The sequence below is a fragment of the Ensifer canadensis genome (genome assembly GCF_017488845.2).
GTDB classification, from domain to species: domain Bacteria; phylum Pseudomonadota; class Alphaproteobacteria; order Rhizobiales; family Rhizobiaceae; genus Ensifer; species Ensifer canadensis.
Window position 1 is genome coordinate 1241888 of the sequence record NZ_CP083371.1, and the last position, 11747, is coordinate 1253634.

General features: G+C 60.9%; 11 protein-coding genes. 2 read left to right on the forward strand and 9 right to left on the reverse strand.

Features of this window, described 5'->3' with window-relative positions; genetic code table 11:
• Nucleotide 1: 1 nt before the first annotated feature.
• The 4 genes from J3R84_RS25500 to J3R84_RS25515 are packed head-to-tail and all read right to left on the reverse strand — an operon-like array spanning nt 2 to nt 4023.
• Complete coding sequence (locus tag J3R84_RS25500) at nt 2-1921, reverse strand: beta-N-acetylhexosaminidase (protein WP_113567437.1); 1920 nt, start codon at nt 1919-1921, stop codon at nt 2-4.
• A gap of 25 nt (nt 1922-1946) precedes the next feature.
• Nucleotides 1947-2723 carry an SDR family oxidoreductase gene (locus tag J3R84_RS25505; protein ID WP_113567439.1) on the reverse strand — a complete coding sequence of 259 codons (777 nt, stop codon included), beginning with the start codon at nt 2721-2723 and terminating at the stop codon, nt 1947-1949.
• A 21-nt stretch (nt 2724-2744) separates the two neighbouring features.
• The gene (locus J3R84_RS25510) at nt 2745-3608 is read right to left on the reverse strand and encodes a MurR/RpiR family transcriptional regulator (RefSeq protein WP_025428659.1); all 864 of its coding nucleotides are present in this window, start codon (nt 3606-3608) and stop codon (nt 2745-2747) included.
• A gap of 25 nt (nt 3609-3633) precedes the next feature.
• Nucleotides 3634-4023, reverse strand: a complete 390-nt coding sequence (locus J3R84_RS25515) for a RidA family protein (protein WP_025428658.1) — start codon at nt 4021-4023, stop codon at nt 3634-3636.
• 113 nt (nt 4024-4136) lie between these two features.
• Here J3R84_RS25515 and J3R84_RS25520 point away from each other — a divergent pair, with 113 nt between their 5' ends.
• Both J3R84_RS25520 and J3R84_RS25525 read left to right on the forward strand, forming a co-directional pair.
• Nucleotides 4137-4628: a hypothetical protein gene (locus tag J3R84_RS25520; protein WP_107027226.1), complete on the forward strand. Its 492-nt coding sequence runs from the start codon at nt 4137-4139 to the stop codon at nt 4626-4628.
• A 20-nt stretch (nt 4629-4648) separates the two neighbouring features.
• The gene (locus tag J3R84_RS25525; protein WP_057220673.1) at nt 4649-6124 is read left to right on the forward strand and encodes a M81 family metallopeptidase; all 1476 of its coding nucleotides are present in this window, start codon (nt 4649-4651) and stop codon (nt 6122-6124) included.
• A 151-nt stretch (nt 6125-6275) separates the two neighbouring features.
• Here the strand turns inward: J3R84_RS25525 and J3R84_RS25530 are convergent, their stop codons facing one another.
• The 5 genes from J3R84_RS25530 to J3R84_RS25550 all read right to left on the reverse strand — a co-directional run bounded on the left by J3R84_RS25530 (nt 6276) and on the right by J3R84_RS25550 (nt 11672).
• The gene (locus tag J3R84_RS25530; protein WP_203528080.1) at nt 6276-7409 is read right to left on the reverse strand and encodes an ABC transporter ATP-binding protein; all 1134 of its coding nucleotides are present in this window, start codon (nt 7407-7409) and stop codon (nt 6276-6278) included.
• Between the two features lie 88 nt (nt 7410-7497).
• Entirely contained in the window at nt 7498-8727 is a 1230-nt protein-coding gene (locus J3R84_RS25535) for an ABC transporter substrate-binding protein (protein ID WP_025428654.1), read from the reverse strand.
• 35 nt (nt 8728-8762) lie between these two features.
• Nucleotides 8763-9620, reverse strand: a complete 858-nt coding sequence (locus tag J3R84_RS25540; RefSeq protein WP_025428653.1) for a carbohydrate ABC transporter permease — start codon at nt 9618-9620, stop codon at nt 8763-8765.
• Nucleotides 9617-10501, reverse strand: coding sequence for a carbohydrate ABC transporter permease (locus J3R84_RS25545; RefSeq protein ID WP_025428652.1), 885 nt, complete (start codon nt 10499-10501; stop codon nt 9617-9619). The genes J3R84_RS25540 and J3R84_RS25545 overlap by 4 nt, the downstream gene beginning before the upstream one ends.
• A gap of 13 nt (nt 10502-10514) precedes the next feature.
• Nucleotides 10515-11672, reverse strand: coding sequence for a Gfo/Idh/MocA family protein (locus J3R84_RS25550; protein ID WP_025428651.1), 1158 nt, complete (start codon nt 11670-11672; stop codon nt 10515-10517).
• Between the last annotated feature and the right edge of the window lie 75 nt (nt 11673-11747).

Consider the following 11747-nt stretch of genomic DNA (forward strand, 5'->3'; position numbering starts at 1 on the left):
GTCACAGTTTCGGGCTCAAGGGAGCGATCGCAGCAAAGCGCTGCCAGTCCTTGGCGGATTTCGGGGTCCATGCGGCTTCGGCGATGGCGCACAGCCTGGGGAAGACGAGCCGATTGAAGTAGCCGCGCGACAGGAAATGCTCCGACCAGATGCAGGCCTGAACGCCCTTCATGCGCGCTTTCAGCTCATCCGGAAATTCGCCTTCGGCCTCGTAGCCATAGGTATGGGCCGACGTTGCCGTCCCGGCCCAGCTGGCGCCCGGTTCCTGCCAGGCGTCGGCCTGCGCCATGTCGAGATAATAGGCCTGACCGGGCGTCATCACCACGTCATAGCCTTCCCGCGCAAGCTCGATGCCGACCTCCGGCCGCTCCCACGCCATCAGCAACGTGCCTTCGGTCTCGACGCCGCCGCCATGGGCGACCTCGTTCCACCCGGCAAGCTTGCGGCCGCGGACGGTCAGCATCTGCTTGACCTTCTTCAGGAAGAAGGATTGCAACGCAAAGGTGCCGGAAAGACCCTCTTTCTCCATCAGCTTCTTCGCCAGCGGCGAGGCAAGCCAGGAACCGTTGGCAACCTCGTCGCCGCCGATATGGATGTACTGACTCGGGAACAACTCGACCATTTCGTCGAGCACTTTCTCGAGGAAGTCATAGGTAAAGGCGATCGCCGGATTGAGCGCATTGTTCGGGTAGCCCTGAACGGAATGATAGCTTTCCGGCGCTTCTTGGCCATCGGTCAGGTCAGGCAGGGCGACAAGCGTGGCGGTGCTATGGCCGGGAATGTCGATCTCCGGAACGATCTCGACGTGAAGCGCCGTCGCCTGGGCCACCAGGGCTTTCACATCCTCTTGGCTGTAGAACCCGCCGGCGGGTTCCGCACCGTTGCCGAGTTGCGGCAACAACGGTTCGTCCGGCCCGCGCAGCACGCCGATCGTCGTTAACGTTGGAAACGCCTTGATTTCAAGCCGCCAGGCCTCGTCATCCGTCAGATGCCAGTGGAAGATGTTGAGCTTGAACCAGGCGAGAATATCGATGAGGCGGGAAATGTCCGATGTCGGGTAGAATTGCCTGGATACGTCGAGATGACAACCGCGCCAGCCGTAACGCGGCGCATCGGAGATCGTGCCCTGCGCCGGAAAACGGAATTTTTCCGGATGCGTGCGCGCGCCGTTCAGCAGCTGCGCCAAGGTCGTCAGCGCGTATTGCCGGCCGGCAGCACCACCATAGGCAAGGCGGATCTCCTTGGTCGAGAAGGCCAATTCGTAGGCCTCGGCAGCAAGCGTCGCATTCTTCGAGAAGACAATTGCCCGCCCTTGACTGGAGGCAACCAGGCTGAATGGCGCATGCCCCGCCGAAAACAGACGATGAAAAAGCCCAAGCACGCTCGCGACCGCTGCCACGTCGTCGGGCGCCGTCATCGGCGCGGGGTAAAGCACGACGGGAAAGCTGTCGCCTGCCCAGGCGTCGATTTGCGCCGGCCATGGCTGCATCGAAAACGACAGGTCGAGCTTGCCTTCGGGCAGTTGTGCTGGCGGAGGCTCGCTCATGGCATTTTCCAGGAGCAGATCGGAGACGGCGACCGGCACATGCTCGCCGCTCGAAAACGTCAGATAGGCTGACTTGGCACCATCAGTGCAGTGCTTCGCCTGTCGATGCAGGCCGCTCACCGTGAACGTCCAGCTTTCGCCGGGGCCAAGCGTCAGCCCGGCGGGTGGTGCGAATTCATGAAAATTGGCGTTGCGGCGCAGGAAAGTGGCGTTGTCGCAGGCCTCCGGCACGATTACGCGCGTGAGCGACGTGTACACCAGGCGGAAGCCCGTGAGCGGTGTGGCTGAGAAATTGAACAGCGTGAAGGTGAACCGGCCAAATGCGCCGCCGTCAGGCTGCCAGGACGCTTCGAGACGATAGGAAACGGGCGCCATGATCTTCCTCCCAGAAGTCTTTCGGTCAGTAGTGGCTAGATTGTGAGAAGGTTCGCGCCAGTTCAGCCTGGCCGGCGGTCAGACCGCAATCAACAGGCAGGCACACGCCCGAGATCGCAGCGGCGAGCGGCCCTGCGAGGAAATGTACGGCGTTGGCAACATCGTCAGGATTGACGATGCGCTGTAAGGGATACCAGCGGCGCGCTTCCTCGAAGACGTCAGGATTGGCGGCGGCACGCGCTTCCCATGCCTGCGTTCGCACGGTGCCCGGCGCAACGGCGTTGGAGCGAATGCCGAACTTGCCGTACTCCACGGCGATCAGGCGTGTCAGGTGCAGCAGGCCGGCCTTGGCGACGCTGTAGGCTGGATGACCGAAGACATTCATGCCGTTGACGGAGGCGATATTGATCACCGAGCCGCGGCTTTCCTTCAGCATGTCTTCCACCGCGCGAAAGCACAGGAAGGCCGCTTCGAGGTTCAGCGCATTGTCCATGCGCCAGATATCCGGCGTCGTATCGTGCAGGCTGACGGCGCGTGCGGCGCCGGCATTGTTGACGAGCGTGCGCACCGTACCGTGCTCGCCGGCCGTCGCGGCCAAGTTTCCGACGCTTGTCGCATCCGTCACGTCACAGGCGACCGGAACGAAGCGCTTGCCGTCGCCGATCTCGCGCGCAGCCTTCTCGGCAGCACGGCTGTCGATGTCGGCAAGCAGGACGACGTCATGGTCTTCCCCAAGACGTCTGGCGATTGCGCGGCCGATATCGCCGGCTGCACCGGTGACGATGGCGACGGACTGCATCATGCGGAAACCTTTCGCGGCACGTCAGTCTCCCAGCAACTGGCGGTCATCACCGTCGCGGTGCGTCACCAGCTGCTGCTTGATGCGCCGAAGTGTGACCGTCGCCTGCGGCTGAACCCGGTAGGCAACGAGACTTGAGAGGATATCGAGCAGCGCCAGATAGGCGATGCGGGTGGAGGTCGGACGATAGATGTTGTTGCCTTCTGGCAGGTCGACAGGAACCGTGATCGTCGCCGCGGCCGCGACCGGGCTGTTGCTCTGGGTCAGCGCAATCGTCGGCACCTTGAGCTCGCGCGCCAGCGTGAAGGCGCGCACGAGTTCGGCGTTCCGGCCCGAGAAGGATGAGCCGATCAGAACGTCGCTTGGGCGAGCGGCGGCCGCCATCATCAGTTGCATGCTGTGGTCGGAACTGGCGGTAACACGCAGGCCGTAGCGAAAGAGCCGGTTCTGCAACTCGCTGGCTATCATCGAGGAATTGCCGCCCGAACCGAAGGCATAGATCATTTCGGCCGTCGCAATGCGCTCGACCGCCTGTTCGATTGCCGCGAGATCCAGCGAACGATGCAGGAGGAAAAGCGCGTTTTGCGCCTTGGTGATGATGTCCTGGGCGACGTCGCCGGTCTCACGGCTCTTCGGCTCCGGCTTCAGGTAACGCATGCCGATATAGGCCGTGCGCGCCAATTGCACCTTGAAATCGGAGAAGCTATCGCAACCGAGCCGCCGACAGAAGCGCGTGACCGTGGGAGGAGAGACATCGGCCTTGCCGGCCAGCTCGATGATCGATGCGTTCACCGCGAACTCGAAATCGTTCAGGAGAATATCGGCGATACGGTTCTCGGATTGCGAGAGCCGGCCCTTTTCTTCCTGAAGTGTCGCGAAAATATCCATCGGCTGCCGAAGTCCTTGGGGTCTATCAGCCTTCCTTCGGCTTGTAGGCGATGCAGTCGATCTCGACCTTGCAATCAACCATCATCGCCGACTGGACGCAGGCCCTCGCCGGTGGATGCGCACCGAAATACTCCTGATAGATCTTGTTGAAAGTCCAGAAATCACGCGGATCGTCGAGCCAAACGCCGCAACGCACCACGTGCTCGGTACCGTATCCGGCCTCGTCCAGAATGGCCAGAAGATTGGCGATCGCCTTGTGCGTCTGAGGGATGATACCGCCCTCGATGATCTCGCCTTTTTCCATGGCGACCTGACCGGAAACATGCAGCCAGCCGTCCGCTTCCACCGCGCGCGCAAAGGGTAATGGCTTACCGCCCGCACCGACTTGTTCAGTGCCATACCGTTTGATGGTCATGTGTGCCTTCGTGCAAATTATTTTCTTTGATCGTTGACAAGTGACCATAGAAAGCTGAATTTGACCAGAGAAAAACACCATTCATGAAAAGAATTTCAATCCAGGGCGAAAACATGCGGGATCCCTTCCTCAATCCGTTCCCCTCTTCCGACATCGCGCGCCATAGCATCTGGGAGATGCTTGTGCCGCGCGATATCGACGCTTTTCTTTCGGCCGACTGGTCGATGGTGGCAGGTGACTTTGTCCAAGACGGCTTCATCGGCATCGATGGACGTCGCGAGACCAATCCCGACAATTGGCGCCTCACCTTTCCCTCGCTTTCGGCCTATCGCGATGAGTGGCTGCGCCAGGCGAAAGATTTCGCGGGCCTCTCCTTCGCGGAAGACACACGCACGGCGATCTTCACGACGACGACGCTTGAGGACATCGAGGTCAACGGCGACTTCGCGCTTGCGCGCAAGAAGTTCGACGGCGGGTTGAAGAAATCGGACGGCAGCTTCGACGTGATGAAATGGCAGACGGTCTATTATTGCCGCCTGCACGAGGGACGCTGGAAGATCTCCGGTTTCACCGGCTACCTGCCGAACCCGATGGGACCGGCCTAAAAAGCAAAAAGGCAACGGCATTGCGGATCTTCACAGCAGCGCTCGCAACGGAAACCAATACCTTCTCGCCCATCTGCATAGATCGCCGCGCCTTCGAGGCGTCGCTCTACGCGCCGCCGGGCGAGCATCCTGAGACGCCGACGCTCTGTACGGCGCCGATCACGGTCGGCCGCCGCATTGCGGCGGAAAAAGGCTGGACGCTGATCGAAGGCACCGCCACCTGGGCGGATCCTGCCGGCCTCGTCAACCGCCAGACCTATGAGAGCCTGCGCGATGAAATCCTCGACCAGTTGCGCGCCGCGCTTCCGGTCAATGCCGTCGTCATGGGACTGCACGGCGCGATGGTCGCTGCCGGCTACGAGGACACCGAGGGCGATCTTCTTTCTCGCATTCGCGAGATCGTTGGCCCTGATGTTCTCGTCTGCGCCGAGTTGGACCCGCACAGCCACTTGACCCAGAAGCGCGTTTCGGCGTCAGACTTCTTCGTCTACTTCAAGGAGTTCCCGCACACCGACTTCGTCGATCGTGCCGAGGATCTCTGGCGGATCGCCATCGACACGCTGGAAGGTCGCGTGACGCCTGTGATGTCAGTGTTCGACTGCCGCATGATCGACGTCTACCCAACTTCGCGCGAGCCAATGCGCTCCTTCGTCGACAAGCTGATGCGTATCGAAGCGGAGGACGCCGATGTCCTGTCGCTTTCGATGGTGCACGGCTTCATGGCGGGCGATGTTCCGGAAATGGGCACGAAGGTGCTCGCCGTGACCAACGGCAAACCGGAGAAAGGCGAGGCGCTCGCACGGGAACTCGGGCTCGAACTCTTTTCGAAACGCGGAACCTTCATCATGCCGCAGATCGACGAGAAGCAAGCTGTCGCCGAGGCGAAGGCTGCGACCGAAGGCCCGGTCGTCATCGCCGATGTCTGGGACAACCCGGGCGGCGGAACCGCGGGCGACGCGACGGTGCTGCTCGAGGAACTGCTGGCACAGGGTGTCACCAATGCCGCCGTCGGAACGATCTGGGATCCGATGGCCGTGCAGATCTGCATGGCCGCCGGCGAAGGCGCCGAAATCCCGTTGCGCTTCGGCGCCAAGTCGGCTCCGGGAACCGGCAATCCTGTCGATGGCATCGTCAAGGTGGTCAAGCTGGTCCGCGACGCCGAGATGCGGTTCGGCGAGAGTTTTGCCCCCTTCGGCGATGCAGCCCTCATTTCCTATCGCGGCATCGATATCATCCTGAATTCGACGCGGGCGCAAAGCTTCGATCCGAGCCTCTTCTCGGTGATGGGCCTCGACCCGCAGTCAAAGAGCATTCTGGTCATCAAATCGACCAACCACTTCTACGCCTCGTTCTCCAAGATCGCCGCGCAGATCCTATATTGCTCGGCCGGCACCCCCTACCCGAACAACCCCGCCAAGACCGCCTATCTGCGCGCACCCAGGAATATCTGGCCGAAGGTCGCCGATCCGCATGGTCTCGAAAAGGGAGCGGCGTGAACCAAGGCAGTTTATGCGGCGGCCGCGATCGAGGCGGATAGTCAGCAGATCGGCCTTCTGATCTGGCCTATTCTCATCACCAATAACGAAAACGGCCGCTGTCCTGGTCATGGACAGCGGCCGTTCTTGTCTTAGTCTAGCTACGCTCCGCTCAGGCCCCCGCCGGGTCGAGCAAGCCCATGTCGATATCGGTGAGTTCGACACGCCGCTCGAGCGCGATGCCCGCCTCGTCGAACAGATGGCAGTCGGCGGCACGTATGCCGGTCAACACCTGTTCCTCCGGGCGGATTGCCACCGTGCCCGGCAGCATCGCGCAATAGTTCTCCCCTTCACCGCTGATGGCGGCATAGGCAACGGTATGGGCGCCCAGGCGCTCGATCACCGTTGGCGTGACTGTCAGCAACAGGTCTCCGGCGCCGAGCAAAATGTGCTCGGGCCGGACGCCCAGCGTCAATGTCCGCCCAACCAGGCCATCGTGCGGCCTGACCGGGACGACAACCGTCTTCCCCTTGTAATCGACCTCTACGCCGGCATCGCTGACGCCTTTGCAGGTGACCGGCAGGAAGTTCATCTTCGGGTTGCCGATGAAACCGGCGACGAAAATGTTGGCTGGCTTATGGTAGAGCTCGAGCGGCGCGCCTGTCTGGGCGATTTCACCGGCATTGAGCACGACGATCCGGTCCGCCATCGTCATCGCTTCGACCTGGTCGTGCGTGACGTAGATCATCGTGGCCCGCAATTGCCGATGCAGCTTCGCCAATTCAATGCGCATGTCGGCGCGCAGCGCCGCATCGAGGTTAGAGAGCGGCTCGTCGAACAGAAAGATCTTCGGTTCGCGCACGATCGCCCGGCCGATGGCCACCCGTTGGCGCTGGCCGCCGGAGAGCATTCCCGGTTTTTGCTGTAGCCGCTGGTCCAGATGGAGAATGCGCGCTGCATGCTCCACCTTGGCCTTCAGTTTCTCTTCCGGCATGTTTTCCACGCGAAGCGGAAAGGCAATGTTCTCGAAGACAGACATGTGCGGGTAGAGCGCATAGGATTGGAACACCATCGCGATCCCGCGCTTGACCGGCGGCAGGTCGTTGACGCGTTTGCCATCGATCACGATGTCCCCCGAGCTGGTCTCATCGAGACCGGCTATCATCCTGAGCAATGTCGACTTGCCGCAGCCGGAGGGTCCGACGAAAACGACGAACTCACCGTTCCTGACTTCGAGCTGGATACCTTTCAGCACCTCGAATGTCCCGTAGAATTTCTGAACCGTATTGAGATTGAGCTGTCCCAAGAAACTGTCTCCGGCCACCGGCGAGAAGCGGCACGTTCGTAAGCGGATTGGCCTGGGCCGCGGACCAAAGATCCGCGGCCCGGTGATTTTACTTGTACTCTTCGAGGTCGGCGGCCGCCTTCTTCAAGGCGTCGGCCGGTTCGGCCTTGCCGGTCACCACCGACTGGACCATTGCGATGATGACGTTCTGGAAGCCCTTGTAGTCGGTAAAGAGCGGCTCCGGACCACCGAACGCGATGCCGTCGATGAACGGCTGCCAATAGGGGTCCTTCTTGACGAATTCGTCAACCATCGGCGACGGACGCAACGGCGTCAGGCCGGCCGCGCCTTGCAACTCATACTCACCTTGCGGACCGGGCGAGGTGATGAATTTGGCGAATTCGGTCGCCTTCTCTTCGACACCGGAGCCCTTGAAGATCGCCAGGCTGTCGGTAATCAGCAGCGTCCCCTCGCCCTTGGCCGATGGGCCGAGCGGCAGCGGCGCAACGCCCCAGTTGACCTTGGTGTCCTTCAGGCGCACGGCGGCACCAGACCCGCCCTGGATCATGCCGACCTTGCCGTCGAGGAAGATCGCGCGAACCTCGTTCTGTTCGTAGGCGGTCGCCCCTTCGACGGAATAGGGAGTGATGTCCTTGTAGGCCTGGAGCGCGGCGAGAACCTCCGGGCTGTCGATGACGATCTTGTCGCCATCGATCACCTTGCCGTTGTTGGTGTACACCCAGTGCATGAACTGGTGCATCGTGTTGTCGAAGGTCTTGGCCGGAAGGCCGTAACCGGCGATACCCGTCTTTTCCTTGATCGCCTTGGCGAACTCGATCTCTTCGGCCCAGGTCTTCGGCGGCTTCTCAGGATCAAGGCCGGCCTGCTTGAACAGGTCCTTGTTCCAATAGAGCGCCTTGGTCGAGAACGCGATCGGAACGCCCCACTGGTTGTCGTCGAAGGTCACCGTGTCGACGATGTTGGGGTAATAGCTCTTCTTTTCCTCGTCCGTCATCGGCACGGGAACGATGAGATCATTCTGGGCGAACTCCTTCAGCGTGCGCGAGCCGACATAGGCCATGGCGACCGGCGTGCCGGCAGCGGCAAGCGTCGTTGCCTTATCCTGGCACTGGGCCCAGCCGACAACTTCCGGCGTGACTTTCCAGCCTGGATTCTTTTCTTCCCACTGCTTGATGTATTTGGCGTGAACCGCATCCATGGTGTCGCCGCAGTAGATCCAGCTGATCTCCTGGTCGGCCGCCTGGGCGGTGACTGCGCCAAGCGCGGTCGAACCGAGCAGGGCGAGCGCGAGTACCCCTGTCTTGAATTGAATTGACACGTTGCAAGCTCCCGTTCTCTGGTGGTTGGTTGGTCTTATTGTTTCACCGCGCCTGCGGTCAGCCCGCTGACGAGATACCGTTGTAGGAGGAAGATCACGACGACCGCCGGCGCGATGCCGACGAAACTCGCCGCCATGAGCTCGTTCCAGATCACCTCTTGGCGACCGAAATAGGCGAAGAGCCCGACCGGTAGCGGCATGTATTCGCTCTTGGAGTTGAAGGTCAGGGCATAAATGAACTGCTGGGCATAGGCGCCGATGAAGGTGGTGATCGCCACCACGGTGATGCCCGGCATGGCGATCGGCAGGATCACGCGGCGCAGCGTATAGAAATGGCTCGCGCCATCGACGAAAGCGGCCTCGTCGAGCTCACGCGGAATGCGCATCATGTAAGTGCGCAACAGCCAGATCGCCGACGGGATAAGGAAGGCGACACCCGGCATGATCATGGCGAGATAGGTGTTGAGCACGCCGAAGCTGCGCATCAGCCGGAAAAGCGGAATGAGCAGCACGGCGCCGGAGAACATGTTGACTGCGAGAAAGGCGCCGAGCAGCGCGCCGCTGCCGCGGAATTTGAAGCGGGCAAAGGCATAGGCCGCCGGAATGACCAGTATCAGCACGATGGCTGTGACGATGGTGGAGATGAAGAAGGAATTGAAGATGTACCGAGCGAAACCGGGCACGCTGTCCCACATGGTCCGATAGGCGGCGAATGATCCGTTTTCCGGCCAGAACTTGTAGGGGGAGGAAAAGAGCAGACCCAGCGGCTTCAGCGAAACGAGGAACCCCTCGACGAATGGCGCCAGAATGAAGGCCAGGAAAACAAAGATCCCGGCATAGATGGCGACGAGTTCGTACCAGCGATATCGGTTGATCAAGGCAGGCTGGCTCATTTCTGTTCTCCCGAGGACAGGCGGCTGGTGACCCGGAAATAGGCAAAGCAGAAGATCGACAGGAAGATGCAGATCAGCACCGCGCGTGCAGCACCCTCGCCGTATTTCTTCGACCCTATGGCGGTGCGGTAGGTATCGATGATCATCGTGGTAGTTTCGCCGTTCGGACCACCCTGCGTGAGGATCCAGATGATATCGAAGGAGTTAAAGGTCGCGATCAGCGACAACATCGACATCGTGATCAGCGACGGCACCAGCAGCGGCAGCGTGATGCGCCGGAATCGATAGAAGCGCCCTGCTCCATCCGTCCAGGCCGCCTCATACAGATCCTGCGGGATCGCCTGCATCGCAGCCAGCATGTAGAGCGTGACCAGCGGCACGCCGATCCACACGTCGGTAACGATTGTCGCCCAGAAGGCCGTCTCGCCGCGTGCGAGGAAAGCGATCGGTCCGTCGATGAGACCCCAGTTCTGCAGCACGCCGGAAATCATGCCGAACTGGCCGTTGTACATCCAGCCCCACATGAAGATGCCGATGGCCATCGGGACGATCCACGGCGGCATGGTGAGCAGCCGGAAAAGCGCGCGGCCGGGCACGGCTGCGTTCAGCATGGTCGCGCCGAAGACACCGATGATCATTTTGATCGAGACCGAGAAGAAGGTCCAAATGAAGGTGCGGAAGATGACCTCGGCGAAGGTCTCGTTGAAGATCTTGTCATAGTTGGCCCAGCCGACCCATTTCGTCGTCTTCTTCAGCGACGCGTCGGTGAACGACAGGATGAAGGTGTCGACAAGGGGATAGGCGACGATGACCGTGACGTAGAGCACGGCTGGTAGGAGCAGGATCCAGGCGAAGATGATCGTGCTGCGTTGAACACTCATCCCGCTTCTCCCCTCAAGCCGCGCGCGAGTGCAAGGCTTCGTCGAACCGATCCCAGATCGGCCTGAGATCGATCACGGTCCGCTTGCGCCGGGCCTCGTCCATCGACAAGGCGAGGATACCGGCTTCGAGCGCATCGATCGTCGAGACCGGCAGCGGCCGGCCGTCACGCACATGGCCGATGATGTCGGTCGCCATCTGCTCATCGGCGCCGTAGTGCTGCGACAGCTCGGTGGCCGCGTACTTGTTCTCGACCACCTTCTTGCCGCTCAGCATCTCGTGCACGTCAAAATAGCCGCGGATAAAATCCCCCTCGGCCATGCCCCGCGATCCCATGATGCAGAAGCGTCGGAACTGGTCCGGCACATTGAGATTGGTGTGGAAGTTCATGCCGACGCCATTGGCATATTCGACGATGGCGACCTGATAGTCGATGATGTCGCCGTCGCTGTCGAACACCTTGTCGGATCCCATCCAGCCGCTCGGCTTGCGATGGAAAAGCTCGAGATCGTTGATGCCCTCGCGTGCGGGGTCGTTTGCGGGAATGAAGCTCTTGCGGCCGCCGAAGCTGGCGACACGTTCCGGACGCGCACCGACGACGCCGTTGTAAAGGTCGAGGTCGTGGCAGCATTTTTCCAGCATGAAGCTGCCGGAATAGCGCTCGTAGCGGCGCCAGTCGCGCATGAAGAAGGCGCCGTGATAGGGTTCGATATGTTCGGATGCCTCGATCGAGACGACCTGGCCGAGCTTTCCTTCGGCAAGGGCCGCACGCAGGTCGCGATACATCGGCGCGTAGCGCAGCACGAGGCCGACCATCAGCCGCTCGTGACCGAATTTCGCCATCAACTGCGCAAGCTCCAGGCTTTCCTGGACCGTCGTCACGATCGGCTTTTCGCTGAAGACTTTGAGGCCGGCCTCGAGCCCGATCCGGATATGATCGAGATGCATGTGGTTGGGCGAACCGATCATCAGCAGGTCGAGCTTTTCATTGGCGATCAGCTCTTCAGGCGTCGCATAGGCCGTGCCGGCGGAGATGCCTTTTTCGGTCAGGCCCGGCAGTCCGGCCGGATTCGGATCGACGTATCCCGCGATCTCGAAGTTCTCATCCATGGCTTTGAAAACGTAGCCCAGATATCCCAGACGGAATCCGAGTCCGATTATCCCGACTTTCATGCGCGCACTGTTCCCTTGCCTTATGGCGTAATTTATTTTCGCAGACTGGGACAGTTTTTTCAGGTCGTCAACCTA